The sequence below is a fragment of the Bradyrhizobium sp. SZCCHNS2022 genome, from assembly GCF_032377575.1.
Taxonomy (GTDB): domain Bacteria; phylum Pseudomonadota; class Alphaproteobacteria; order Rhizobiales; family Xanthobacteraceae; genus Bradyrhizobium; species Bradyrhizobium aeschynomenes.
Genome location: NZ_JAUHHZ010000001.1, coordinates 7,658,601 through 7,683,732, shown reverse-complemented (window position 1 = coordinate 7,683,732; position 25,132 = coordinate 7,658,601). Strand labels below are relative to the sequence as shown.

The 25,132-nt window shown below is 66.1% G+C and carries 21 protein-coding genes; 10 read left to right on the top strand and 11 right to left on the bottom strand.

What is annotated here, in order from left to right:
- The first annotated feature begins 99 nt into the window (after positions 1-99).
- On the top strand, positions 100-1,398 hold the full coding sequence (locus tag QXZ94_RS34300) for a multidrug effflux MFS transporter (protein WP_315725963.1): 1,299 nt from the start codon (positions 100-102) through the stop codon (positions 1,396-1,398).
- Positions 1,399-1,906: 508 nt separating this feature from the next.
- The gene (locus tag QXZ94_RS34295; RefSeq protein WP_172131767.1) at positions 1,907-2,689 is read left to right on the top strand and encodes a sulfite exporter TauE/SafE family protein; all 783 of its coding nucleotides are present in this window, start codon (positions 1,907-1,909) and stop codon (positions 2,687-2,689) included.
- A gap of 231 nt (positions 2,690-2,920) precedes the next feature.
- Here QXZ94_RS34295 and QXZ94_RS34290 read toward each other — a convergent pair whose 3' ends face one another.
- The 3 genes from QXZ94_RS34290 to QXZ94_RS34280 all read right to left on the bottom strand — a co-directional run bounded on the left by QXZ94_RS34290 (position 2,921) and on the right by QXZ94_RS34280 (position 5,880).
- On the bottom strand, positions 2,921-3,310 hold the full coding sequence (locus QXZ94_RS34290) for a hypothetical protein (RefSeq protein WP_315725959.1): 390 nt from the start codon (positions 3,308-3,310) through the stop codon (positions 2,921-2,923).
- Positions 3,311-3,560: 250 nt separating this feature from the next.
- Positions 3,561-3,962: a hypothetical protein gene (locus QXZ94_RS34285; RefSeq protein WP_315725957.1), complete on the bottom strand. Its 402-nt coding sequence runs from the start codon at positions 3,960-3,962 to the stop codon at positions 3,561-3,563.
- A gap of 172 nt (positions 3,963-4,134) precedes the next feature.
- Entirely contained in the window at positions 4,135-5,880 is a 1,746-nt protein-coding gene (locus QXZ94_RS34280) for a ShlB/FhaC/HecB family hemolysin secretion/activation protein (protein ID WP_315725955.1), read from the bottom strand.
- Between the two features lie 182 nt (positions 5,881-6,062).
- On the opposite strand from QXZ94_RS34280, the gene QXZ94_RS34275 reads away from it, so the two are divergent.
- Both QXZ94_RS34275 and QXZ94_RS34270 read left to right on the top strand, forming a co-directional pair.
- A complete protein-coding gene (locus QXZ94_RS34275) occupies positions 6,063-7,304 on the top strand; it encodes a FecR family protein (RefSeq protein ID WP_315725953.1) in 1,242 nt (413 codons plus the stop codon).
- Between the two features lie 141 nt (positions 7,305-7,445).
- Entirely contained in the window at positions 7,446-10,196 is a 2,751-nt protein-coding gene (locus tag QXZ94_RS34270) for an EAL domain-containing protein (RefSeq protein WP_315725951.1), read from the top strand.
- Between the two features lie 262 nt (positions 10,197-10,458).
- Here the strand turns inward: QXZ94_RS34270 and QXZ94_RS34265 are convergent, their stop codons facing one another.
- From QXZ94_RS34265 to QXZ94_RS34245, 5 genes are all read right to left on the bottom strand, one after another.
- A complete protein-coding gene (locus QXZ94_RS34265; protein ID WP_315725949.1) occupies positions 10,459-11,379 on the bottom strand; it encodes a polyphosphate kinase 2 family protein in 921 nt (306 codons plus the stop codon).
- A complete protein-coding gene (locus QXZ94_RS34260; protein WP_315725947.1) occupies positions 11,376-12,092 on the bottom strand; it encodes an NUDIX hydrolase in 717 nt (238 codons plus the stop codon). The genes QXZ94_RS34265 and QXZ94_RS34260 overlap by 4 nt, the downstream gene beginning before the upstream one ends.
- Positions 12,093-12,096: 4 nt before the next feature.
- Positions 12,097-13,110 (bottom strand): ABC transporter substrate-binding protein, encoded by a 1,014-nt coding sequence (locus tag QXZ94_RS34255; protein ID WP_315725945.1) that lies wholly within the window; start codon positions 13,108-13,110, stop codon positions 12,097-12,099.
- A gap of 221 nt (positions 13,111-13,331) precedes the next feature.
- Positions 13,332-14,117: an ABC transporter permease gene (locus QXZ94_RS34250; protein WP_315725943.1), complete on the bottom strand. Its 786-nt coding sequence runs from the start codon at positions 14,115-14,117 to the stop codon at positions 13,332-13,334.
- Positions 14,117-14,929 carry an ABC transporter ATP-binding protein gene (locus tag QXZ94_RS34245; protein WP_315725941.1) on the bottom strand — a complete coding sequence of 271 codons (813 nt, stop codon included), beginning with the start codon at positions 14,927-14,929 and terminating at the stop codon, positions 14,117-14,119. Before QXZ94_RS34245 ends, QXZ94_RS34250 begins: the two co-directional genes overlap by 1 nt.
- 119 nt (positions 14,930-15,048) lie before the next feature.
- Between QXZ94_RS34245 and QXZ94_RS34240 the strand changes: the two genes are divergently transcribed.
- Both QXZ94_RS34240 and QXZ94_RS34235 read left to right on the top strand, forming a co-directional pair.
- Positions 15,049-15,840 carry an ATP-binding cassette domain-containing protein gene (locus QXZ94_RS34240; protein WP_315725939.1) on the top strand — a complete coding sequence of 264 codons (792 nt, stop codon included), beginning with the start codon at positions 15,049-15,051 and terminating at the stop codon, positions 15,838-15,840.
- Entirely contained in the window at positions 15,837-17,393 is a 1,557-nt protein-coding gene (locus QXZ94_RS34235; RefSeq protein WP_315725937.1) for an ABC transporter permease/substrate-binding protein, read from the top strand. Before QXZ94_RS34240 ends, QXZ94_RS34235 begins: the two co-directional genes overlap by 4 nt.
- A 61-nt stretch (positions 17,394-17,454) precedes the next feature.
- On the opposite strand, the gene QXZ94_RS34230 is transcribed toward QXZ94_RS34235, so the two are convergent.
- The gene (locus QXZ94_RS34230; protein ID WP_315725935.1) at positions 17,455-17,850 is read right to left on the bottom strand and encodes a rhodanese-like domain-containing protein; all 396 of its coding nucleotides are present in this window, start codon (positions 17,848-17,850) and stop codon (positions 17,455-17,457) included.
- Between the two features lie 190 nt (positions 17,851-18,040).
- Between QXZ94_RS34230 and QXZ94_RS34225 the strand changes: the two genes are divergently transcribed.
- The 4 genes from QXZ94_RS34225 (at position 18,041) to QXZ94_RS34210 (ending at position 22,454) form a co-directional block, all read left to right on the top strand.
- Entirely contained in the window at positions 18,041-18,922 is an 882-nt protein-coding gene (locus tag QXZ94_RS34225; protein WP_315725933.1) for an IclR family transcriptional regulator, read from the top strand.
- Positions 18,923-18,937: 15 nt separating this feature from the next.
- Positions 18,938-20,134, top strand: a complete 1,197-nt coding sequence (locus QXZ94_RS34220) for a CaiB/BaiF CoA-transferase family protein (RefSeq protein ID WP_315725932.1) — start codon at positions 18,938-18,940, stop codon at positions 20,132-20,134.
- Between the two features lie 80 nt (positions 20,135-20,214).
- Positions 20,215-21,201 carry a tripartite tricarboxylate transporter substrate binding protein gene (locus tag QXZ94_RS34215; RefSeq protein WP_315725930.1) on the top strand — a complete coding sequence of 329 codons (987 nt, stop codon included), beginning with the start codon at positions 20,215-20,217 and terminating at the stop codon, positions 21,199-21,201.
- 32 nt (positions 21,202-21,233) lie between these two features.
- Positions 21,234-22,454 carry an ABC transporter substrate-binding protein gene (locus QXZ94_RS34210; protein ID WP_315725927.1) on the top strand — a complete coding sequence of 407 codons (1,221 nt, stop codon included), beginning with the start codon at positions 21,234-21,236 and terminating at the stop codon, positions 22,452-22,454.
- Positions 22,455-22,503: 49 nt separating this feature from the next.
- Here the strand turns inward: QXZ94_RS34210 and QXZ94_RS34205 are convergent, their stop codons facing one another.
- Both QXZ94_RS34205 and QXZ94_RS34200 read right to left on the bottom strand, forming a co-directional pair.
- Positions 22,504-24,213, bottom strand: coding sequence for a sulfatase-like hydrolase/transferase (locus QXZ94_RS34205; RefSeq protein WP_315725925.1), 1,710 nt, complete (start codon positions 24,211-24,213; stop codon positions 22,504-22,506).
- 193 nt (positions 24,214-24,406) lie between these two features.
- Positions 24,407-25,102, bottom strand: coding sequence for a DUF3592 domain-containing protein (locus QXZ94_RS34200; RefSeq protein ID WP_315725923.1), 696 nt, complete (start codon positions 25,100-25,102; stop codon positions 24,407-24,409).
- Positions 25,103-25,132: the final 30 nt, after the last annotated feature.

The following is a 25,132-nucleotide window of genomic DNA, read 5'->3' as shown; positions in this document are numbered from 1 at the left end:
CAATTTTCACCAGCTCACGCGCGGTCACAATCGCGCCAGCCGGGCCGTTGACCAGCCATTCCGAAACGCGCCTTGTGCGTCGCAGCAAATCCGATACCTATGCTCGACGCTATTCCCCCGCTCGACCGACATCCATGGAAGGCCCGCGCCTTGGCTGATACCAGTGCCGACACCATCGAAATCGTCCGCCACCAGCCGATGGCCTTCACCGAGTTCGTGATCGTGATCGCGGCGATCATGGCGCTGAACCCGCTCGCCATGGACATGATGCTGCCGGCGCTGCCGGACATCGGCTCGGCCTTCCACATCGGCAGCGCCAACCGCGTGCAGATGGTGCTGTCGGCGTTCGTGATCGGCTTCGGCTTCGGCCAGTTCGCGATCGGGCCGCTGTCCGACAGCTTCGGCCGCCGCCCGGTGCTGGTCGGCGGCATGGTGCTGTACGTGATCGCCAGCCTGCTGGCGATCGCTGCGCCTTCGTTCGAGACGCTGCTGCTGGCGCGCGCGCTGGAAGGGCTCGGCACGGCTGCGACCCGCGTGATCGCGACCTCGATCGTGCGCGACTGCTACGCCGGCCGCCGCATGGCGAGCGTGGTGTCGCTGGCGATGATGGTGTTCATCGCCATTCCCGTGGTTGCGCCGGCGTTCGGCCAGGCGGTGATGCTGCTGACGCAGTGGCGCGGCATCTTCGTCGTGCTGACCGTGTACGGCATCGTCGCGCTGCTGTGGACGATCTTCCGGCTGCCTGAGACGCTGCCGGAGAACGAGCGCAAGCCGTTTTCGGTCGCCGCGATCAGCGACGCCTTCCGTGCCACGCTGACCAACCGGCAGACGCTCGGCTATGCGCTCGCCGCCAGCGGCATTTTCGGCGCCGTGCTCGGCTACGTGCTGTCGTCGCAGCAGCTGTTCACCGGATTCTACGGGCTCGGTCACTATTTCCCGCTGGCCTTTGCGGCCATCGCGGTGACCATCGCGATCGCCGGCTTTCTCAACGCCCGTCTGGTCGGCCGGCTCGGCATGCGCATGATCTCGCATGGCGCGTTGGTCGGCGCCGTCGTCATCGCGCTGGTCTGTTTCAGCGCTGCGATGCTGGGCCTGCTGCCGCTCTGGCTGTTCATGACCCTGTCGGCGGGCATGATGTTCTCGTTCGGCCTGATGTTCGCGAACTTCACCGCGCTCGCGATGGAGCCGCAGCGCGCCAATGCCGGCACCGCCTCCTCGCTGTACGGCTCGATCACGACCCTGCTCGGCATGGCCGCCGGCGCCGTCGTCGGCCAGGCCTTTGACGGCACGCCGCTGCCGTTCGCGACCGGCTTCCTTGCCTGCACGGCGAGCGCGCTGGTGATCGTGCTGATCACCGAGAAGGGCCGGCTGTTCCACGGTCAGGGCAAGCCGGTCTAGATCCGCAGTCTCGTTTCAGCTCGCCTCGTTGGGAGAAGGTCGGCGCATCGCGCCGGCCGAGGGATCCAGTGTTTCGGCACGGAGATTTTTGATCGGCCGCACGGGCAGGCTGGATCGCATCTGCCGTCGGCGAAAATGAAACTGGTGGAGCGCGCAGCGCGCTGTTGTCCGACTGCATCGACTCGTACCATGCACAAGTCGGCAGCTATCTGGGACGCCGCCGCCGCGATGCCAGCCTCTTCGGCGCGGCGACCTGTCATCCGCCTCGGACCTGCTGGCCTGCGGGGCAATGCCGGCTTCTGGGCCTCGGCCGGACGCAAGCGGTCGCGGGACCGATCGGCCGCTCCCGACCCGAAGCTGACATTCGCGGCTTGTGATTGGCCGAAATCCTGGGCTAGGATTTGTGCTGGCCCCACGCCCTGCCGTAAGCAGGTGTGAAACTCTCCGCCGTGACGGATCACGGGCAAGTATCGTTGGCGCAGTTTTGCGCCTGATCTATCGTGATCCCATGAGAAGCAACCCCGCCGCTTTCGGCACCGGCGTCGCCATTGGTACATTGGGCGGTCTTATCGGCCTTGGTGGCGCAGAATTTCGGCTGCCTCTGCTCATCAGCCTGTTCAAATTTCGCGGTCTTGAAGCCGTGATCCTGAACAAGGCGACGAGCTTGGTCGTGGTGGCGACCGCACTGCCATTCCGGGCTCGCACCGTGCCTTTTGACGAAATTGGCGCGCACTGGCCCATCATCGTCAACTTGCTTGCGGGTAGCCTTGTTGGCGCATATGCGGGCGCTGCTTGGGCGACGCGCCTCAAATCAGAGACGCTCTACAAGATCATTGCCGCATTGCTTGTCGTGATAGCTGGCGTGCTGCTGCTCGCGCACGATACCGAAGCAGGAAGCGTACCGCCTCTGACCGGCGTGTACTTGGTTGTCGCGGGCGTCGTCGCAGGCTTCGTTATTGGCGTCGTGGCGTCACTACTCGGCGTGGCCGGAGGCGAGTTTCTTATCCCGACTCTCATCCTGATGTTCGCTGCCGACGTGAAGCTGGCCGGCAGTCTTTCGCTCGCAGTGAGCCTTCCGACAATCCTGGTGGGCTTTGCACGCTACAGCCGCGACCAGAGTTTTGCAGTGCTGCACGCCAATTGGCCGTTCATGCTTGCTATGGCCGCAGGATCAGTGATCGGCACGTTCGCTGGCGGCTTGCTCCTCGGTATCGTACCAAATGCAGTTCTGCTGCCGGGTCTCGCAGCCATCTTGGTGATCTCAGCCGTGAAGGTCTGGCGACACGAATGAAGGCCGCAATATCCGGCCCCTGCACCTGAATGTCTCCTCCTGGCCCATCATCCCCGACCATCCGGTCAGCGCTGCGAACGTCCGCCTCTCAGGCTCAACCAGAAGTAAGCCGTCGGACCGCCAAAAGGCGGCTTTTGACCCGGAGGAGAAGTCACCGTCTTGCCCATACAAGTCTGCTGCCCGCGCCAATTGCGTCAACAGAGCTACGACGTGCGTTGAGGCAAAGACACGTCAACCACCCTGATACAAGCTAAAATATGGATCCGGATGAACAAAGAGGCCGGCTAATACAAATCCAACGGAATACCACCCAAGACGGGGTAATTTATTCTTGAGCTGATACGCTCTTAGCGCCGCGCCGCCAACCAGTCCGAACACGACGGGCAGTAGGGCCAGATAGTTTTTATAGCCTTCGCGGACAGTGAAAATTGACAATGTCCAAGTGTCGAACCACCACGTGTAGACAAAGAAGGCGCTGGCAACCGCCGCTAACCCCACAACGATTGACAACGAGCGCCAGCCCGGCATGGCAAGCGCCAGCATGGATGAGACCATGAACGGCAGGAGGGGCGTCAGAAGAAACAGCTCAAACCATATGACCACGTACGCCAAGGCTTCCATCGAAATCGCACCTACTTTGGCTGCGCATCGCCTTTACCCCAACAGTATAGCACGCCTGATCCAGCACCGAGCGGCCCTGAAAATTTTTGTTGTTGCGCTCAAGTCTCTGTCTGGTTTGCTTGGTTCTGCTTCTGGCCCATGTCGGACCTACCGGCCTGCACTGGGGATGTCCGCCTTCGGGGTTCAACCGAAGCGAGCCATTGCACGGCCGCAAGGCCGACTTTGACCCGAAGCGGACATTTCTTGGCCATCATTTGTAGTTGATCCTAATCACACCAGCCCGCTCTTCCTGTCTCAGGAACGGTCCTCCTCCGGGCATCAACGCGACTTCAATGACGTCATTCCCATGCCAGCTAGACAGCACTTCGGCTCCCCCGATAACGCCGAGGAATGCAGTATTGCGGTTAGGTACAAACGAGCCGTCCGCCGTCGCGACGCTCGCCCATGTTGAGTCGGGCACGGTGGCGTTGCACTCTTGCCGAAAGACAAACACTGCTTTGGTGCTATCCGGCGAGAGGGTCGAGCTAAGCACCACGTTACGGCACCTCGCGAAGTCTTCCATGAAAGACCAGATCCAGTAGGTCCAAACAGCAAATGCCGCCACGGTAAGCGCAAATATACCGATGATGACCTTGCGAGTTCGCCCCTTCAAATGACATTCCCACCATAGCACTGCGCTAAGCCATGTATAACATGCCGCACCGCCAATTTTGTGCAGATGGTCAGGAGATTTCAACCAGGGAATAGCCCGCTATCGGCCCATGCCGGCCCTCACGGCCGCGCTGCGGGAATGTCCGTTTCCCAGGCCCAACCGGCACGAAATTTCAGATGCAGGGCCCCTGCCCGTGCTGTGGGCACAGCTTCAGCACGCTCGACAGCGTCAGCAGCAGGCGTGCGCTGCGCGTCGTGTTGTCCGGGGCGCGATAGCCGAGCGGGACGGCGACGCCGAGATCGGCGCGCCAGTCGTTCGGGAAGGTGAAGCGCACGCCGGCTCCCGCCGAGGTCAACGCCACGCCATCCGACGGACGGAAGCCGTCATTCCAGGCGAGCCCGGCGTCGAAGAAGCTGTAGAGCTGATAGCTCTTGAGATAGGCCCAGTCCGGCTTCTGCTCGAAGCGAACCTCGAAGGTGCCGGCGACGCCATTGTCGCCGCTGATCTCGGCGCTGCCATAGCCGCGGCCGTAGGACAGGCCGCCGAGATAGAATTGCTGCGAATTATACAGCCGCCCCGAGGCGAGCTGGCCGGCGCCGGCAATCTTCAGCGACCATGCCTCCGACAGCGTCTGGTAGCGTGCGAACCAGCCGTTGACGACCGAGAAGCTCGGCGACGCTCCGTTGCGCGAGGCCAGGGGATCGTCGGCCGCGGTCGCGCCGAAGGCGTTGAGACCCTGCCGGTAGGCCAGCGTCAGGTAATTGTCGCCACCGACATCATCCTTCCAGCGATAGTCCGCCGTGAGGGTCAGCGTCCGGATCCGGTCGCGATACCAGATGCCGAACACGTCGCGCTCGGTGACGTTGCTGAACGCCGCCGCGAGCGTCAGGTTCAACGTCGCGCGCTGCGACTGGACCGGTGCGATGCCGCTGCGCAGCTCGAACGTCTCCGTCACCGTGTTGTCGTTGAAGAGCCGCCTCCTGTCGCCCGGCCGCACCTCGCTGTACAGCGCGGACGCGCCGATGTGAGCGCCATCAATGCCGACCGGCACGTCATAGGACAGCCGCCCGAACGCGAGCTGGCGCGGATCGCCGGGGGTCGTCGACAGGTTGGCAGTGAGCGTATCGCCCGGCAACAGGTAGGAATTGAACGCGGCGGTGGCGTAGCTCTGCCATGGGCCGACGGTGGATGAGCCGAGATTGTCGACACCGGCAAAGCCATAGACGTGCCAGGTCTTGAGATCGAGCACGAGGCGGAAGCGGCCGGTGGTGCCGCCGATCTCCTCCAGCGCGGAATCGGCGAGGCGGATGCCGCCGCGGCTGTTGATCAGCAGCAGCTGCCGCTCGAGCGTCGCAAGGCGCGACGGATGCTCGGCCAGCACGGGCGCGAGCATCGGGCGGATGCCGAACTCCTCCGCCCCCTCCCCTTTCAGGCTGACGTCGGTGATGCTGCCCTCGATGACCTGGATCCGCACCCGGCCGCCGCTGATGTCCTGCGCGGGCACGATCGCACGGCTGAGATGGAATCCTGCGGCGCGGTACTGGTCGCTGACCGCAGCCGCGATGTCGGCGAGGTCGGCCTGCGACACCGGTTTGCCAAGATAGGGTTGATAGGCCGCCGCGAGCTGATCGGCCGGCAGCGCCGAGGCCCCCGTCAGCATCACGCCGCGCAGGGTGAACAAAGGCTTGCGGTCCCCCGCGCTCTTCTGCGTCTCGAATTGCGGCGCGCGCGGCCGTGGCGGTGCCGGCTGCGCGGGGCGCGACTGCTCGTCGAACACCCGCTCGGTCTGACGCGGATCGAAGCTCGGCTGGCTGACCTGCTGTGCCTGAGCGGCGCCGGCAACCCAGACGGCGGACAAACAGACCGACGTGACGAGGGCGGTTCCGCGGAACCCGAGCAGAGCGTGCCGTGCGGGCATACCGGCACGCCGGTCCGCAGGACTTTCCTTTCCCTCGACACGACGAGCACGCATGCCTCGTTCTTAGTTTGTTAAGGTCAATGAAGTGTAAATGCGTGAAGAAAACCGAGCCGCAACTCCTAAGGGTCTCTTGAAACATTTCGATTAGTTTCAAGGGCCATCCACGACGCGAGCTCGCCGCCATGCCATCCAAGCGCTTCCTGATACCGGGACTGATCGCGTGCCTCATCGGCGCGACGCCTGCTGCAAGCGCAGCCGACGGCGATCCATGGCTGGTGAACAAGTCGTCGGGCGATGTCTGGGTCACGAGCCCTGGCGCATCCCAGGTGTCGCTCGGCCCGGACGACGCGCTGAAGCCCGGCGATACGATCCGCACCGGTCCGACCGGGCGCGTGCGCCTGACGCGCGGCGCCGAGACGATGGTGATCGCGCCGAACTCGGAGGTCGGCCTGCCGACGGCGGCCAGGGACGGCATGGCGACGACCATCCTGCAGCGCGCCGGCTCGATCCTGCTCGATGTCGAGAAGCGCAACGTGCAGCATTTCGAGGTCGAAACACCCTATCTGGCCGCCGTGGTGAAGGGGACGCAGTTCAGCGTCACCATCTCCGGCCGCAGCACCAAGGTCGAGGTCAGCCGCGGCCAGGTGCAAGTGTCCGACTTCAAGACCGGCCAGATCGCGCAGGTCATGCCCGGCCAGGCCGCCACGACCTCCAACACCGGCCGATCCGGTCTCAGCCTGTCCGGCGCCGGCAGCTTCAGCCCGATCGAGCAGGGGCGCCCCCGCGCGCCGACGATCGATCGGGTTCCGGTGCCGCGCGATGGCCTGCATGCGCCGCGCGAGGCCAAGGGGAGCGTGATCCACGCGCTGAACAGCAACGGCCCGGCGATCCGTCCGGGCGCATCGACGCCGTCACCGCAACGCTCCGCCACCACCGCCGTCGGCGCACGTCCGAACGTCGTGCGGATCTCGAGCTCGATCGGCGAGGTCAATCTCAACATCCAGAAGGCCACACGCGGCCTCGCCCACGGCACGCATTCCGCCGGCGGCGGCGGACGCAGCACCGCCTGGAGCGATGCCAGAGGCGGCAGCGGCAATTCGACCAGCAGCACAGCGGCGAGCGGCACGTCGGGAGATTCCCCCGTGGCAGCCGCTGTCACTGCGGCAGTCGGCTCGCCGAGCGGCTCCGCCAGCGCCAATGCCGCCAGCAATGGCAACGGCGGCAACGGGAACGGCAACAACGGGAACGGCAGCAGCAACAACAGCGGGAATGGCAACAGCGGTAACGGGAACAGCGGTCACGGGAACAGCGGCAACAGCGGCAACAGCGGCAATGGCGGCAATGGCAATAGCGGCAATGGCAACAGCGGCCATGGCAACAGCGGCCGCGGCAACGCCTATGCCTATGGCCACGGCAAGGATTGATGGGACCGTTTCGAGCGCGACGTCACGCATCGGTCCACGACGCGACTGCGGGGCGGCTGACGACACTGCGGGCGAGGGCAGATTGAGTTTGGGATCGCGAACGCGGGCATAGGCCTGGCGCGCGGATATTCGGGAGGGGGCATGTTCAGGCGGTTCATGCCGCATATTCTGGTGGTGGTGACGCTGCTGACGGTCGGCCTGTCCGGCTGCTACGAGCTGCTGAGCCATACACTCGTCGACCTGCGTTTCCGCCTCGACAGCCGTCCCGCCAGCGGCGAGATCGCGGTGGTCGCGATCGATCCGCGCTCGCTCGAGGCCATCGGCGTCTGGCCTTGGCCGCGCACCGCCCACGCCCGCCTGCTGGAACAGCTGCAGCGCGCCGGCGCGCGCGACGTCGCCTTCGACGTGGATTTCAGCGCGCCGTCCGACGCGGCGTCCGATCAGGCTTTCGCGGCGGCGCTGCAGAACGCCAAGAGCTCGGTCGTGCTGCCGATCTTCAAGCAGCTCAATACGACGGGAAAAGAGGCCGGCATTCACGTCAACCGGCCGTTGACGCAGTTCGAGCAGCTGGCATGGACGGCGCTCGTCAACATCGAGGTCGCGCGCGACGGCCGCGTCCGAAGCTACGCCTTCGGGGACCGCGACGACAAAACCTTCCTGCAGTCGATGGGCGCCTTTCTCGCCGGCAGCAACGCGACCACGGATACGTCCTTCCTGGTCGACTACGGCATCGATCCGTCGTCGCTGCCCAAGGTGTCGTATGTCGACGTGCTCCGTGGCGACGAATCGGCGCTGGCGAAGCTCAAGGACAAGCGGGTGATCGTCGGCGCGACCGCGATCGAGCTCGGCGACTATTACAGCGTCCCCAACGGCCGCGTGCTGCCAGGCGTCGTGCTGCAGGCGTTGGCGGCCGAATCCATCATTCAGCATCGCACCCTGCTGTCGACATCGATGACGGCGACCGTGGCTGGCCTGCTGCTGATCGTGATGACCATGCTGTTGAGCTGGCGCCATCTCTCGGCGGCGCGGCGCGCCCTGCTGATCGCAATGATCAGCATCGGCATCGAGGCCGTCGCCGTGCTGCTGCACGCGCGCTACGCGCTGACGTTCGACACCTCACTGTTGCAGATCGCGCTGGTCGCCTATCTCGCAACGACGGCCCTCGACGAGATCGACTTTCGCGGTCTGCTGCGGCACGTGGCGGAGAGCCGCTTCGAGCGGATCGCGATGTCGATCGGCGACGGGCTGGTATGCACCGATCAGGACAAGCGGATCACGGTGTGGAATCCGGGCGCGGTCGCGATCTTCGGCTACGGCCCCGACGAGATCATCGGCCAGCCCTTCGCACGCCTGCGCGCCGACGGCAGCGAGACCGGCGAGCTGTTCCCGCAACAGGAGGCCGCACTGCCTGCAACCTTGCTGCCCGGCGGCGCGACGGTCGAGTTCGACGGCCGCCGCAAGGATGGCGAGGTGTTTCCGGTCGAAGCCAGCTTCTCAGCCTGGCAGGGCGCCGATGGCCTGCAATATGGCGTGATCCTGCGCGACATCTCGGTGCGCAAGCGCGAGGCCGCGCGCATCCGCTATCTCGCCGAGTACGATACTCTGACGGCGCTGATCAACCGCAACACGTTGCAGGCCGAACTTGCCGGCATGATCGCGGCCGCGGATGCCGCCTCCGACCGCGTGGTGCTGCTGGTGATCGGGCTCGATGCCTTCCAGCACATCAACGACATGCTCGGCCACAGCTTCGGCGACCGTGTCCTGCGGGCGGCGGCCGAGCGGCTCCGCGGTGAGATCGGCAGCATGGGCCGCGTCGCCCGGCTCAGCGGCGACGAGTTCGCCGTGGCCATTCCCTGCTCGGCCATCGGCGGCACCGTGGCCGAGCTGGCCGAGCATCTGTCACACCTGTTCGAGGCGCCGCTGGAAGCAGGCGGACGTCAGCAGCGCGTCAAGGTCAGCCTCGGCGTCGCGGTGCATCCCGAGGGCGGGCACACGGCAGACGAGCTGCTCAGCAACGCCCACCTCGCTTTGTGCCGGGCCAAGACCGACGCGCGTGGCAGTCACGTGATCTTCGAGAGCGCGATTCGCCGCGAGATCGAGCAGCGGCTGACGCTCGAGGCCGAGCTTGCGCTGGCGGTCGAACGAGACGAATTCGAGCTGTTCTACCAGCCGCAGGTCGACCTGCTGAGCGGCCGAGTCATCGGCGCCGAGGCGCTGATCCGGTGGCGCCATCCGACGCGCGGGCTCGTGCCGCCAGGCGATTTCATTCCCGTCGTCAACACCTCGCCGCTCTCCGAGGCCGTCGCGACCTGGGTCATGACGACCGCCTGCCGGCAGGCGCGCGCATGGCAGCTCGCCGGCCATGAGATCCGCGTCGGCGTCAACCTGTCGCCGTCGCAGTTCCAGTCCGGCGACCTCGCGGCCTCCGTCAGCAAGCTGCTCACCGTGACCGGCCTGTCGCCGCGTCTGCTGGAGCTCGAGGTCACCGAGGACATCCTGCTGCACGACGAGCCGGGCGTGCTGCAGACGTTCAACCGGCTGCAGGCACTCGGCGTCAGCCTGGTGTTCGACGATTTCGGCACCGGCTATGCGAGCCTCAGCTATCTCAAGAAGTTCCCGCTCGACGGCCTGAAGATCGACCGCTCCTTCGTGCGCGACGTGCTGACCCAGGCCGACGACGCCGCCATCGTCGGCTCGACGGTGAGCCTCAGCAAGCAGCTCGGGCTCTCGGTGATCGCCGAAGGCATCGAGAACGCGGCGACGGCGGAATTCCTGCTGCGCCTCGGCTGCGAGCACGGCCAGGGCTATCATTTCGGCAAGCCGATGCCGGCGGCGGATTTCACGCAGCGGTTCCTGCAGGTGGATGACACGCGACGGGCGGGCGCGGCGTGAGGTGAGGTTGCGGGAGCGAGCGGCTGAGCATGATCCCTCATGCTCGCCTCCAACTGATTTGAGCCGCCTTCTCCTCCGTCATTCCGGGGCGCGCGCAGCGCGAGCCCGGAATCCATAGCCACACGCGGTCGTTGGTGCCGAACTCGCTGTTGCGGGCATCTTGCCTCCTCGCAGGCGATCGGGGTTATGGATTCCGGGCTCGCGCTGCGCGCGCCCCGGAATGACGAACGAGTGCGCTTCTCGCTTCAGCCCGCCCTCCCCCTCAGCCCTTCTTCCCGCCCTTGCCCTCGTTCTCCAGCGCCTTGCGCACCGCCTTGAACTCGTCGAGCGAGGCGCGATCGACGCGCGGGAAATGCAGATCGAGGCTTTCGAGCGCGGCGACGATGGTCGAGCCGATCACGACGCGCGCAAACCATTTGTGGTCGGCGGGCACGACGTACCACGGCGCAAACGGCGTCGAGGTGTGCCGGACGATGTCCTGATAGACCGCCTGGTAGCGCTGCCACTTGGCGCGCTCGGTGACGTCGCCCATCGAGAACTTCCAGTTCTTCGCAGGCTGCTCCAGCCGGTCGAGGAAGCGCTCGCGCTGCTCCTCCTTGGAGATGTTGAGGAAGAACTTCAGGATCACGGTGCCGTTGCGCGTGAGGTAGCGCTCGAAGGCGGAGATGTCCTCGAAGCGCTCGCGCCAGATGGTCTTGGTGACGAGCCTCGGCGGCAGCTTCTCGGCCTTGAGGATCTCCGGATGCACGCGGGTGACCAGGCATTCCTCGTAGTAGGAGCGGTTGAAGATGCCGATGCGGCCACGCTCCGGCAGCGCGATGGCGCTGCGCCACATGAAGTCGTGGTCGAGCTCCTTGGAGGTCGGCTGCTTGAACGAGGTCACCTCGCAGCCCTGCGGATTGACGCCCTCGAAGATGCTCTTGATGGCGCTGTCCTTGCCTGAGGCGTCCATGCCCTGCAGCAGCACCAGCACCGACCAGCGGTCCTGGGCGTAGAGCTTCTCCTGGAAGTCGGCGAGCCGCTTGCGGTTCTCCTCGATGATCGCCTCGCCCTCTTCCTTGTCGAGGCCGCCCTTCACCTTCGTCTTGTGCGACTTGAGGTGAAACTTGTGGCCGCCATCGATCCGGAACGGCGAGATGAACGGATCCAGCTCACGGGCAAGCGGGCGCGCTGTCTTGCTCATCGGGACGTCTCTCCGGCGTTGAACTGCGTTTCGAGGAAGGCGGTGACGAAGCGCGGCATCGCCGCCGTCAGATCGTCCCGGCTTCGAACGAGCTGGATCGCCGAGAGTTCCGGCTCGTCCTGCGCCGCGAGGTTGGCCTCGATCCGGCGTTGCAGGACATCGCCGGTCTCGGGCGCATCGAGCACGCGCATCATCGCGATCGACGCGCCGGTCACGACGCAGTCCCAGTGCGACGACGCGCGATAGTCCGCCGGCGTGAGCCCGGTCTCCTCCTCGACCTCGCGCGCGACATTGGCGGCGAGATCGAGCGTGCCGCCATCGACATCGGCGAGATCCGGCGTGCCCGCCGGAAAATACAGCCGCCCCGCATTGGCCGTGTGCGCGCCCATCTCGCCGAGCACGAAGGCGCCGTCGGCCGCGCGCAGCGCGCCCATGCCGAAGCCGTTGAAGGCGGTGCGGTCGGGAAAGCCCCAGTCGCGCCAGGCCAGCAGGCTGGCGAAATCGGTCTCGAAATAGCTCGCCGAGAACTGGCCGTTGTGGAAGCGAGCATCACGCCCGAGCAGGATGCGTCCGTTCCACAGGCCGGGCTTCTCGCGCTGCCGCTCGGCGAAATGCGCCGCGATCTCGTCGCGGCGCGCTTGCGCGAACGGCCAGTCCCACGGCTCGACCTTGAGATCGAGCGCGGTGACGCGGTGGATGACGACGTCGGTCATCCTCTTATTTTACGCCCTTGGCCTGCTCGACGAACTTGTTGGTGAAGGTCTTGCTGACGTCGATATTGGCCTTGGCGACGTCGGGCGAGCCGGTCGAGAACACCGCGAGCACGGCGTCGGCGCCCTTCGGGTCCATCTTGCCGGTCTGCGAGTACATCGGGATCGTGTTCTTCAGCGCCGCGAGATAGAGCGCCTTGTCCTTGCCGACCAGTTCCTCCGGCATTTTCGCCATGATCTCCTCCGGCGTATGCGAATGGATCCAACCCAGCGTCGCCACGATGGCGTTGGTCAGGGCCTGCGCCTCCTTCTCGTGGCCGGAGATCCAGGCCACGGTCGAATACAGCGCGCCGCCGGGATATTCGCCGCCGAACACCTCCAGCGTGTCGTGCTGGGTGCGGGTGTCGCTGAGGATCTTGAGGTCCGGATGCTTGCCCTGCAGCACGGTGACCGAGGGGTCGAGCATCACGGCCGCGTCGATCTGGCCCTGCTCCATCGCCGCCACCGCGGTGGCGCCGAGGCCGACGCCGATCACGGCGGTCGAGGTGGGATCGACGCCGTTCTTCTTCAGCATGTACTTCAGGAAGAAGTCGGTCGAGGAGCCCGGCGCGCTGACGCCGACCTTCTTGCCGGCAAGATCCTTGATCGAGCCGATCTCCTTGTTGTGCGACGGTGCCACGACCAGCACGAGACCGGGATAGCGGTCGTACACGACGAAGGACTGCATCTCCTGCTTCTTGGCCGCGAGATTGACGCAGTGATCGAAATAGCCGGACACGACATCGGCGCTGCCGCCGAGCACGGCCTTCAGCGCATCCGAGCCGCCCTTGAGGTCGACCAGCTCGACGTCGAGCCCGGCCTTCTCATATTCGCCGAGCTGCTTGGCCAGCACCGTCGGCAGATAGCACAGGCAGGCGCCGCCGCCGACCGCGATCGTCACCTTGGTGGCAGCCGAGGCGAAACCGGTGCTCAGCGAAAGCGCCAGCAGCGCACCGGTGACCCGGCCGATGATCTTGTTCATGTGTTTCCTCCGTTCTGTCGTTGGTCAGATTAGGCGTGTTGATGTGGCTTTAGAAGGCCGCGCCACCCACCGCCGTCGTCCCGGCGAACGCCGGGACCCATAACCCCAGGGAGTGGTTTGGGGCACACGGGACGCCCCGTCTTTTCCAACCGCGATATCACGCGGTATGGGTCCCGGCGTTCGCCGGGACGACGGCGGAGGATGTGGGAGCACCGCGCCCCTCATCGCCCATCCGCCGCATCAGGCCGCCACACCAGCAGCCTGCGCTCCACCAGCGTGACGCAGATGTCGATCAGGATCACGAACGCCGACAGCACGAACATGCCGGCGAACACGCCGGCGACGTCGAAGATGCCTTCGGCCTGCTGGATGAGATAGCCGAGGCCGGCTGCCGAGCCGAGATACTCGCCGACGACGGCACCGACCACGGCGAAGCCGACGGAAGTGTGCAGCGAGGAGAACATCCAGGACAGCGCGCTGGGCCAGTAGACGTGGCGCATCAGCTGCCGCTCGCTCATCCCCAGCATGCGCGCGTTGTCGCGCACCACCGGCGAGACCTCCTTCACGCCCTGATAGACGTTGAAGAACACGATGAAGAAGACGAGCGTGACGCCGAGCGCGACCTTCGACCAGATCCCCAAACCCAGCCACAGCGTGAAGATCGGCGCCAGCACCACGCGCGGCAGCGCGTTGGCCATCTTGACGTAGGGATCGAACACGGCGGCGACCAGCGGCTTGCGCGCGAACCAGAAGCCGACCAGCACGCCGCCGAGCGAGCCGATCGCGAACGCCAGGATCGACTCCCACAGCGTGATCGCGAGATGCTTCCAGATCGAACCGGTCGCGAACCATTTGACGACCTGGGCAAACACGTCGACGGGGTTGGAGAAGAAGAACGGCGGCAGCAGGACGCGGCCGAACACCGGCACGGTGGCAAGGAACTGCCACAACGCGATCGCGACCACGGCGACGAGCAATTGCAGCGCGAGCAGGCCGAGACGCGACATCACACCGCCTCCGCCTGCTTGTAGGTCTTCTCGACCTCGGCCTTCAGCGTCTGCCAGATCTCGCGATGAAGCTCGTGGAACTCGTGCTTCATGCGCACCTCGAAGATGTCGCGCGGGCGCGGCAGGGTCACGCGCCAGTCACCGATGATGCGCGAGGCAGGGCCTGCCGACATGATGACGACGCGGTCGGCGAGTGCGATCGCCTCCTCGAGATCATGCGTGACGAACAGCACCGCCTTGCGATCGGCGTTCCAGAGGTCGAGCAGCAGATTGCCCATGATCTGCCGGGTCTGCGCGTCGAGCGGGCCGAACGGCTCGTCCATCAGGATGATGCGGGGATTGCGGATCAGCACCTGGGCGAGGCCGACACGCTTGCGCTGACCGCCCGACAGCATGTGCGGATAGCGGTTGCCGAACGCGCCGAGGCCGACCGAGGTCAGCCATTGCTGCGCCTTGGCCGTGGCCTCGGCCGACGGCGTGCCGGCGACCTCGAGCCCGATGGCGACGTTCTCCAGCGCCGTCTTCCACGGGAACAGCGCATCGGCCTGGAACAGATAGCCGGCGTCGCGATTGAGGCCGGCCAGCGGCTGGCCGAAGATGTGCACGTGGCCTGCGGCCGGCTTCAGCAGCCCGGCGGCGACGTTGAGAAGCGTGGACTTGCCGCAGCCGGTCGGCCCGACGATGGCGACGAACTCACCGTCGGCGACGGCGAGATCGGCGGTCTCCACGGCGGTATAGGTGCGCCCGCCGGCGAGACGGAATGCGACCGTGGTCCCGTCCAGCGAAACCGCGGCGGCCGTTGACTGCGTCACGTCCAAGTTCCTCCCCGAAAATGGCCGGGACGGCTTAGCCGCTTGCGCGGTGAAGTTCAACGCACCGCCCGGACGTGCTAGGTCAGTCCGAGCCGAGGCCCCCCGCCCCGAAAGGCCGCATGCCGCGCACGCCCCTCATCACCTATGGCAACGTCCGCAAGAGCTTCCCCGGCACCACGGGCGCCGTGACGGCGGTGGGCGACGTCTCGCTCGATATCGCCGAGGGCGAGTTCCTGGCCATCGTCGGCGGCTCCGGCTCCGGCAAGACCACTCTGCTGCGGCTGACCAACCGGCTGATCGCGCCGGACAGCGGCACGATCCGCATCGCCGGCGAGGATATCGGCCATCTCGAACCGGTCAGCCTGCGCCGCCGCATCGGCAATGTCTTCCAGAACGGCGCGCTGTTTCCACACATGACGGTTGCCGCCAACATCGGCATCACCCCCAGGCTGCTGGGCACGCCGACCCACGAGATCGCCTCGCGGGTCGACGAGCTGCTCGACCTCGTCCAGCTCGACCGCACGGCGCATCGCGACCGCCTGCCGGACGAGCTCTCCGGAGGTCAGCGCCAGCGCGTCGGGGTTGCCCGCGCGCTCGCCGCGCGGCCGCGCATCGTGCTGATGGACGAGCCGTTTGGCGCGCTCGATCCACTGACGCGCGATACGCTCGGTCAAGACTATCGCGCGCTGCATGACCAGCTCGCACTGACCACCGTGATGATCACGCACGACATCACCGAGGCGCTGCTGCTGGCCGACCGCGTCGCCGTGATGCGCGGCGGTCGGCTCATCGAGGTCGGCACGCCCGCGGAGCTTGCCGCCAGCCGCGAGCCGTACGTCACGGAGCTGCTGACGACGCCGCGCCGGCAGGCCGCGCGGCTCGCAGCCCTGCTGCCCGAGAGCAGCACATGAGCCTGCTCTCCGATCCGCGCTTTGCCGAGGCGCTGTCGCATCTCGCCGACTATCTCGGCAGCCATCTGCGCGTCAGCATCGCTGCGCTGGCGCTGGGCCTGATCGTCAGCTTTCCACTCGCGCTCGTCGCCCGCAACCGCCCCGCGCTGCGCAATCTTCTTCTGGGACTCGCCAGTGTCGTGCAGACGGTCCCCGGACTGGCGCTGCTCGCGCTGTTCTATCCGCTGCTGCTGGCGCTCGCCGCGCTGAGCGTGCGCTGGTTCGGGCTGTCGTTCTCGGCGTTCGGCTTCCTGCCGGCGGTGCTGGCGCTGGCGCTGTATTCGATGCTGCCGGTGCTGCGCAACACCATCACCGGGCTCAACGGCGTCGATGCCGGCCTGATCGAGGCCGCCAAGGGCGTCGGCATGACCGAGCACCAGACGCTGAGGATGGTCGAGCTGCCGCTGGCGCTGCCGGTGATCATGGCCGGCATCCGCACTGCCGCGGTCTGGGTGATCGGCACCGCGACGTTATCGACGCCGATCGGCCAGACCTCGCTCGGCAACTACATCTTTGCCGGACTGCAGACCCAGAACTGGGTGCTGGTCGTGTTCGGCTGCGTCGCCGCCGCCGTGCTGGCGCTCGTTGTCGACCAGTTGCTGGCGCTGATCGAGCACGGCTTGCGCAGGCGCAGCCGCGTTCGCGTCGGGCTGGGGACCGCGACCATCGCGCTGATGGTCGGCCTCAGTCTGCTGCCTTCGCTGGCCGGCAGCTCGGCGCGCTACGTCATCGGTGCAAAAACCTTCACCGAACAATATGTGCTCTCGGCCCTGATCAGCGACCGGATGCAGGCGGCGGGACTATCGGCGGCCACGCGCGCCGGGCTCGGCTCCAGCGTCATCTATGGTGCGCTCAAGAGCGGCGACATCGACCTCTATGTCGAATATTCCGGCACGCTATGGGCGAACCAGTTTCACCACAAGGAGCAACTGCCGCGCGCCGCACTGCTCGCGGCGCTGAAGCAGGACCTTGCGAAGGACAAGGTCACCCTGCTCGGCGAGCTCGGCTTCGAGAATGCCTACGCGCTGGTGATGCCGCGCAAGAAGGCCGAGGCGCTCGGCATCCGCTCGATCGAAGATCTCGCGCGCCACACGCGCGAGATGTCGATCGCCGGCGACTACGAGTTCTTCTCCCGCCCCGAATGGGCCGCCTTGCGGGATGCCTATGGGCTCACCTTCCGCGCCCAGCGCCAGATGCAGCCTGACTTCATGTATGCTGCGGTGGCCTCGGGCGAGGCCGACGTCATCGCCGGCTACACCAGCGACGGGCTGATCGCCAAATACGATCTCGTCGTGCTGGGCGATCCCAAGCAGGCCATCCCGCCCTACGACGCGATCCTGCTGCTCTCGCCGCAGCGCGCCGATGATCGCGCGCTGCAGGATGCACTGCGCCCGCTGCTCGGCCGCATCGACATCGCGACGATGCAGCAGGCGAATCTGCGCGCGTCGGGCAGCGATGCGGAGTCCTCGCCGCAGGCCGTGGCGCGCTGGTTGTGGAGCAAGATTGCGAAGTAGAGCCGTCGCTCGCTCCTCCGCGTCATTGCGAGCGGGCTTGCGCCTGCCCCGTGCACGCAGTCTACATTCCCGGATCGATCGGCTTCTCCACCGCGCCGCCATGCTCGGCCCAATCCTTGAAGCCGCCGATGTTGAACACCTTGTCGTAGCCGAGGTCTTTCAGCGCCTTGCCCGCCAGCGCCGCGCGGCCGCCTGAGGCGCAGTACAGAATGACGCTCTTGTCCTTGCTGAAGTTCTTGTCGTGATAGGGCGAGTCCGGATCGGCGCGGAATTCGAGCATGCCGCGCGAGACGTGGTGGGCGCCCTCGATCTTGCCGCTCTTCTCGACCTCCGGCGCATCGCGCACGTCAAGCACCAGCGTGTTGCCCTTGGCGATCATCGCCTGCGCCTCGGCCGGCGTGATCTTCGGCACCGCGGCGTTGGCGGCTTCCAGCATCTGCTTGACTGACGTCGACATCGATCTCCCTCCCGGATGTTGAAAGGACAGCGGTAGCGGGCCTGCCGCTGTCCCACAACCCACGATCGGGAGAGCGGCGGCCCGGCTGCCAAGGAGTGTCGATAATGGCCTTATGTCCACATAGTGGACGATAAATCGTAAAGTTTACAAATATGTGGACTCCCTTCCCACCATGGGTCATGCTGGCTCCATGACCGCCGCTTCAAGATCCTCTCTCCCCAGCCGCGATCGCGCCGTCGAGACGATGCTGGCCGACAGCGCCAGCGATGCTGCGTTTGCCACCACGCTGGCCAAGGGGCTGTTCGTGCTGGAGGCGTTCGGGATGGGGTCCGCCGTGCTCGGCAACATGGACATCTCGATCCGCACCGGCATCCCGCGGCCGACGGTCGCCCGGCTGACCCACACGCTCACCGAACTCGGCTACCTCGCCTTCGACCAGGCCCTCGCGAAATATCGCCTCGGCATTCGCGCGTTGCGGATGGCGCATCCGCTGCTCGCCGACATGCCGTTCCGGCAGGTCGCACGGCCGCTGATGCAGGATCTCGCCGCGAGCGTCCGCGGCACGGTGTCGATTGGCCTGCTCGACGGCAGCGCCATCGTCTATGTCGAGACCGCACGCTCCGGCGACGTCGGACCGCATGTTCCCGACATCGGCATGCCGATCACCGTGCTCGCGACCGCGATGGGCCGCGCGGCGGCGTCGATCCTGCCGCGGGAGGAGGCCGCGGGTTTCGACGCGCAGCTCGCCGCCGGAAATGCCGCGCAATGGAGCGACTTTTCCGCACTCTATTTCGACGGCATCGCACAATGCGCCGAGCGCGGATTCTGCACCTGCGTCGGCGAATACATGCCAGCGATCCACGCGGTGGCGGCGCCGCTGCATTATGCGGCGAACTCCGGCCGCGCTTTCGCGATCAATTGCGGCATCCCCGCCTTCCGCCTGCAGCCGGGCCAGCTCGAGGCCGAGATCGGCCCGCGCATCAATGCGCTCGCCGCCAGCATCCGCGCGCTCATCAACCAGGCCGAGCCCGAGATCAGCAGGCGCACGCCGCTGCCGGCGCACGCACGCTGAGAGGCACGGAACGCCATGGCCGGACCGCTCGCAGGCTTGAAGGTTCTCGACATCGCGACGATCATCGCCGCGCCGTTCGCGGCCACGCTGCTCGCCGACTACGGCGCCGACGTCCTGAAGATCGAGATGCCGGGCCATGGCGACGGCGTCCGCACCTTCCCGCCGTTCAAGGACGGCAAGCCGCTGTGGTGGAAGACCGCCAACCGCAACAAGAGCTTTGCCACGCTCGATTTGCGCACGCCGGATGGGCTCGCGCTGTTCAAGCGGCTGCTGCCGCGCTTCGACGTGCTGATCGAGAACTTCCGACCCGGCACGCTCGACCGTTGGGGACTGTCGAAGGAGGTGCTGTGGTCGATCCAGCCGCGCCTCGTCATCCTGCGCGCCACCGCCTTCGGTCAGGACGGCCCATACAAGGATCGCCCCGGCTTCGCCCGCATCTTCGAGGCGATGGGCGGGCTCACCTACATCACCGGCGAGGCTGACGGCGAGCCGACCCATCCCGGCTATCCGATCGGCGACGCCATCGGCGGCACGTTCGGCGCAATCGGCGTGCTGGCCGCATTGTGGAAACGCGCTGCCGATCCCGACGCGCCGGGCGAGGAGATCGATCTCGCGCTGACCGAGGCGGTGTTCCGCCTGCTCGACGTCCTGCCGGTCGAGCACGACCAGCTCGGCTTCAGCCGCAGCCGCATCGGCAATGCCAACGGCTACTCGGCACCCGCCGCAGTCTACCGCACCCGTGACGACCGCTGGGTGACCTTGGCCGGCTCCACCAACGCGCTCTATGCCGCCAACTGCCGCGCCATCGATCGCCCCGATCTGATCGACGATCCGCGCTTCGCCGACAACGCCTCGCGCGTGCGGCACGCCGACGAGCTCAACGCGATCTTCGCTGCCTGGTGCGCCGCGCACGACCTGGATGATGTCCTCACCCGCTTCACTGCGGCCAAGGGCACGATCGCGCCGATCTATGCGATCGATCAGATCGCGGTGGATCCGCAGGCCGTCGCACGCGAGATGATCACGCGCGTGCCCGATCGCGATTTCGGCTCGGTGGCGATGTCGAACATCGTGCCGCGCTTCGGCAACGATCCCGCAACGCTGCGCCATGCTGCCGGCGACGTCGGCCAGAACAATCGCGAGGTCTATCAGGGCTGGCTCGGACTATCAGACCAGGAAATGGACGATCTCGCGCGCCGCAAGGTGATCTGACGCTGATAACGACGACAAGGCGCGGCGACAAACGCGCCGAAGCCACCCGGCAAGGGATGCAACAGACAGGGAGACGCGCGATGAGACAACCGAGGATGACGCGCCGCGGCCTGCTCGGCGCGGGAGCCGCGCTGGCGATTGGCTCCGGCCATCGCGCACGCGCCCAGACCGACTGGCCGACCCGCATGGTGCGGCTGATCTGCCCCTATGGCGCCGGCGGCGCCAGCGACATCTCGCTGCGCATCCTGGCCACCGAGTTCGAGCATCATCTCGGCCAGCAGTTCATCGTCGAGAACAAGCCGGGCGCCGGCAGCCGCATCGCCAACGACGCCGTCGCGCGCGCCGCACCCGATGGCTACACCCTGCTCTACGCAGCCGCGCCCTACGTCACCGCCGAGGCGCTGTTCGGCAAGCTGACCTACGATCCCGCCAAGGATCTTCGCCCCGTCGCGGGCACCATCGTGGCGCCGATCTTCCTGATGATCAGCGCGACAGCGCCGTTCAAGACGCTGGCCGAGCTGATCGCCTACGGCAAGTCCAAGCCCGAGGGCCTGACCTTCGCCTCGCCCGGCGCCGGCTCGCAGCCGCATCTCGCCGCCGAGTTGCTGTTTCGTGACGCCAAGGTCACCGGCCTCAACATTCCCTTCCGCGGCGACTCGATGGCCTACACCGAGCTGCTGGCCGGCCGCGTCGATGCGACGCTGACCGCGATCAGCACCGCCCTGCCCTATATCCAGGCCGGCCAGTTCCGAGTGCTCGGCGTCGCCGCCACGGAGCCGAGCAAGATCTATCCGCAGGCGCCGACGCTGCGCGAGCAGGGCCTGCCGAACGTGGTCGCGTCGGGCTGGTACGGCTTCATGGCGCCGGGCGCGACGCCGCAACCCATCGTCGACCGGCTGTCGCGCGAGATCCTCGCCGATCTCGCCGCCCCCGAGGTGAAGCAGAAGCTGCTCGCGCAAGGGCTCGACGTGCAGCCGCGCGATCCCATGGCGTTCGGCCAATTCATCGCCGACGAAACCAGCAAATGGAGCGCGGTCATCCGCGACGCCGCCATCAAGGCCGAATGAGTTTCATAAAAAATAGTCAGGGAGTGAACGTCATGAGGAATGGATTTTCGGCGCTGGCTGCGCTCGCGCTGCTGCTTGCATCGACTGCGCCGGGATTGGCCGCCGACAAGAAGTACGACACCGGCGCCAGCGACAGCGAGATCAAGGTCGGCCAGACCGTGCCGCTGAGCGGTCCGGCCTCGGCCTATGCCACGATCGGCAAGGCGCAGGCCGCCTATATGAAGATGGTCAACGACCAGGGCGGCGTGAACGGGCGCAAGATCAACCTGATCCAATATGACGACGCCTATTCGCCGCCGAAGACGGTCGAGCAGGTGCGCAAGCTGGTCGAGAGCGACGAGGTGCTGCTGACGTTCCAGATCATCGGCACCGCGCCGAACGTCGCCGTGCAGAAATATCTCAACTCGAAGAAGGTGCCGCAGCTGTTCGCGGCCACCGGCGCCGCGCGCTTCACCGATCCCAAGAACTTTCCTTGGACGATGGGCTTCAATCCGAGCTACGTCGTCGAGGGCCGCATCTACGGCCAATACATTCTCAAGACCCATCCCAACGCCAAGATCGGCGTTCTCTACCAGAACGACGATCTCGGCCGCGACTATCTCGCCGGCCTCAAGGCCGGGCTCGGCGACAAGACGGCCAAGATGATCGTGGCTGAATCCTCGTACGAGATCACCGAGCCGACGATCGACTCGCACATCCTCAAGCTGAAGGACGCCGGCGCAGACCTGCTGTTCAGTGCCTCGACGCCGAAGCAGGCGGCGCAGGCCATCAAGAAGGTCGCCGAGCTCGGCTGGAAGCCGGTCCACATCGTCGACATCAATGCCAATTCTCTGGGCGCGACCCTGAAGCCTGCCGGGCTCGAGAATGCCAAGGGGCTGATCAGCGTCGGCTACGTCAAGGATCCGCTCGAGGAGGGCTTCAAGAACGACCCCGGCGTGCAGCGCTATCTCGCCTTCATGGAGAAGTATTATCCCGATGGCGACAAGGGCTCGAACTTCAACGTCTATGGCTACATCACCGCCGAGCTGCTGGTTCAGGTGCTGAAGCAATGCGGCGACGATCTGACGCGGGACAACGTGCTGAAGCAGGCCGCCCATCTCGATCATGTCGAGCTCGGCATGCTGCTGCCGGGCATCAGCATCACGACCTCGCCGACGGATTATCGCGTCAACAAGCAGTTGCAGATGATCCAGTTCGATGGCGCGCACTGGCAGAACATCGGCGGCATCGTCACCGATGCGGCTGCGGAGTAGCCGTGGCGCAGAGACCCACCCTGCCCCGGCCGACGTCCACGTCGGCCGGTCACAGCCCCCGGATCAGCTCGGCGTCGATCAGCATGCGGTTGAAGCGGCGGGCTTCGGCGCCGTCGCCGCAGGCATAGAACACGCCCTTGCAGCGGAGCATGATGTCCTTCTGCTCGGCGAAGGACGGATCGAGCGGAATGCCTGCGGCCTCCAAGGTGACCAGCGGCAGATAGGCGGCGTCGATCCTGTCCATCACGACCTCGCTCTGCCGCGGCGCGAAATTGACGGCATCGACAGCATAGTAGGTCGCGTAATAACGCGGATCGTAGCTCTCCAGCTTCTGGCCGATGCCGGCCTCGTCGAGCTTGGGATCGAGGATGTGCGGCGAGAACTCCGGCTGGTGGTCGCCGTAGCGCACGATCAGGAACGGCTGGTCGCCGAACCGCTTCTTCAGATTGGCGAGAAAGCGTTGATAATCCGCCGCGCTCATCGCCTGCCGGCGCAGATATTCGTCGATCGCCGGCAGATTGCCGGGCGCGCGCCAGGACGGCGTCAGGTCGGGCCGGAAGGTGGTCTCCCAGGGGAAATGGTTGGCCGCGAGGTAGACGAACATGAACAGCGGCTTGCCCGGCTTCCGCTGCTGCATCAGGTCGAGTGCGGTGTCGTAGAAGAAGCCGTCGGGCTCGACGCCCTTGGCGCCGAGATCGCGCGCATCGAGGAAACGGTCGACGCCGACGGTGGTCTGGAAGCTGCGCGCGTTCATGAAGGCGCCATGCGCGGGGTACAGCGACACCGTGTCGTAACCGCAATTGCGCAGCGCCAACGGCAATCCGCGCTCCACCCGGCCGGACGCGATCCGGGTCACGAAATAGGCGAAGCGGCCGAACGAGCGCGACGACAGCCCGGCGAGCACGTTGTATTCGGTGAACCAGCTCGGGCCGCCGTTGCTCTCGGCCATGAACTGGCGCGCCTTGCCGTCGAACGACTTGAAGTGGCTGCCATAGCCCGCGGGCACCTTGATGCCCTCAGCCGAGCGGATGTCGAAGCTCGACTCGTCGTGGATCAGCACGATGTTCGGCCGCCGCCCGGCCGGATGGCAGGAGTCCGGGACGAAGGCGGCCAGCTTGCGGTCGGCCGTGGCATCGGACTCCATGAAGCCGTTGGCGAGGAAGTCCGACACCGCGGTGACGCCGGAGCGCGCGAACTTCGACAGGTAGCCGTCGTCGTAATAGCCGCGCCAAGCCTCGTCGCGCCAATTGAGCGAATACAGCGTCAGCGCCGCGAGGCAGGCGAGCTTGCCGGCGAGCGCCGGCAGCCGCGCGATCCGGAACGGATCGGCCCACCACAGCAATCCCATCAGCGGCAGCACCACGGCCGCCGCCACCAGCACCGACAGCTTGAGGTTCGGAAAGATCGTGAACAGGAACGCCGCACTGTCGTGGTCGATCAGCATCACGTCGACGAAGTTCGCGGTCATCTGGACCACGGCATGCTTGAGCTGCGACAGCAGCACCAGCACCACCACCATGGTGAGGGCCAGCGCACCCGATACCGCAGGGCGCCGCAGCAGCACCAGCCAGAAGCCGTTCAGGATGCCCCAGGCCAGCAGGAAGCCGAGCCGCGCGCCGAAATCGGTCTCGGTGTGCAGCATCAGGGCCAATGCGGCCACATGGGGGGCGGCGACAGCCGACAGCCGCGCGACGTTTGAACGCGTCGCACTGGCCGCAGTCAGCGTCGTGATCGGTTCGTGGTTCGGGGTCAGTGACATCGGGCGGTTGAAAGCGGGCGGTCGAAAGCAGCGCCCCTCGCCGGCGAATGCCGGCAGATCGAGGCAGCCTCATCCTGTCATGTGACCGTAATGAAATCGTCACAAATAACAACAGCCCGGATTTGCCCGGAGTGAGGGCGTGTCCTCTGGTCGCAGCCGCCGGGCGATGCGCGCGGAGCTTCTACCGTCGTTGTCAAACGTTCATCATTCGGCGTTGCGGATGCGGCGCGCTTCGCATCGTCCGGGACGCCGGACGGCCTGCCGTCCTGGCGCGGACACGCGCCCCGAAACGGCGAAGGAAAGGCCAGCCGAGCAACACCGCTCCACCGAACGGCAACAGCGGCAGCAGCAGATTCGAGCTTCGATCGCGATCCACGATGGCAAAGCGCGAGGTCTCGTTGCCGCGGTAGAGCACCGCGACCCGGTCGCCGACGCGATAGCGGGGCGAGCTGCCGCCGAAATCTTCGAAGCGCGCCAGCGCACCCGAGGCGGTCGCGAACTCGATCACCGGATAATATGTCGGCTCTCGATCGAGACCATTGGCATCGGGTCTGACCACGACGACCCGGCCCTCCGCGCGCAGCCCCGTCAATTCCAGATAGGCGATGTAGCCCGCGATGACGATCGTCGCGGCGAGGAGAATGGCCGCACTGATGCCGGCAACCGGTGACGGTGCCGGCGCCCGCTTGGCCCGCCGGTGAGGCGCCTTGGCTGCGGCCGCCATGAACAGCAGAGCAATCTGAGCAGGCACGCCCAGGAATTGATGATCGAACATTCCAATGCCCCCGCGGAAAGCTGCATCGAAAAAACCAATCATGGGTAAAATACGACACGCGAATCCGGCACGACCATCGGATGGCGCGTGCAGCCGATCCGATAGGCGAGTCAATTCCGCGGCTTAGCTGTCATTCAGCGGCAC

Bases quoted from the DNA above. Each gene is read 5' to 3' on its own strand.
- QXZ94_RS34300 (WP_315725963.1), top strand. From the start codon at position 100: ATGCTCGACGCTATTCCCCCGCTCGACCGACATCCATGGAAGGCCCGC.
- QXZ94_RS34295 (WP_172131767.1), top strand. From the start codon at position 1,907: ATGAGAAGCAACCCCGCCGCTTTCGGCACCGGCGTCGCCATTGGTACA.
- QXZ94_RS34290 (WP_315725959.1), bottom strand. From the start codon at position 3,310: ATGGAAGCCTTGGCGTACGTGGTCATATGGTTTGAGCTGTTTCTTCTG.
- QXZ94_RS34280 (WP_315725955.1), bottom strand. From the start codon at position 5,880: ATGCCCGCACGGCACGCTCTGCTCGGGTTCCGCGGAACCGCCCTCGTC.
- QXZ94_RS34275 (WP_315725953.1), top strand. From the start codon at position 6,063: ATGCCATCCAAGCGCTTCCTGATACCGGGACTGATCGCGTGCCTCATC.
- QXZ94_RS34270 (WP_315725951.1), top strand. From the start codon at position 7,446: ATGTTCAGGCGGTTCATGCCGCATATTCTGGTGGTGGTGACGCTGCTG.
- QXZ94_RS34265 (WP_315725949.1), bottom strand. From the start codon at position 11,379: ATGAGCAAGACAGCGCGCCCGCTTGCCCGTGAGCTGGATCCGTTCATC.
- QXZ94_RS34260 (WP_315725947.1), bottom strand. From the start codon at position 12,092: ATGACCGACGTCGTCATCCACCGCGTCACCGCGCTCGATCTCAAGGTC.
- QXZ94_RS34255 (WP_315725945.1), bottom strand. From the start codon at position 13,110: ATGAACAAGATCATCGGCCGGGTCACCGGTGCGCTGCTGGCGCTTTCG.
- QXZ94_RS34250 (WP_315725943.1), bottom strand. From the start codon at position 14,117: ATGTCGCGTCTCGGCCTGCTCGCGCTGCAATTGCTCGTCGCCGTGGTC.
- QXZ94_RS34240 (WP_315725939.1), top strand. From the start codon at position 15,049: ATGCCGCGCACGCCCCTCATCACCTATGGCAACGTCCGCAAGAGCTTC.
- QXZ94_RS34235 (WP_315725937.1), top strand. From the start codon at position 15,837: ATGAGCCTGCTCTCCGATCCGCGCTTTGCCGAGGCGCTGTCGCATCTC.
- QXZ94_RS34230 (WP_315725935.1), bottom strand. From the start codon at position 17,850: ATGTCGACGTCAGTCAAGCAGATGCTGGAAGCCGCCAACGCCGCGGTG.
- QXZ94_RS34225 (WP_315725933.1), top strand. From the start codon at position 18,041: ATGACCGCCGCTTCAAGATCCTCTCTCCCCAGCCGCGATCGCGCCGTC.
- QXZ94_RS34220 (WP_315725932.1), top strand. From the start codon at position 18,938: ATGGCCGGACCGCTCGCAGGCTTGAAGGTTCTCGACATCGCGACGATC.
- QXZ94_RS34215 (WP_315725930.1), top strand. From the start codon at position 20,215: ATGAGACAACCGAGGATGACGCGCCGCGGCCTGCTCGGCGCGGGAGCC.
- QXZ94_RS34210 (WP_315725927.1), top strand. From the start codon at position 21,234: ATGAGGAATGGATTTTCGGCGCTGGCTGCGCTCGCGCTGCTGCTTGCA.
- QXZ94_RS34205 (WP_315725925.1), bottom strand. From the start codon at position 24,213: ATGTCACTGACCCCGAACCACGAACCGATCACGACGCTGACTGCGGCC.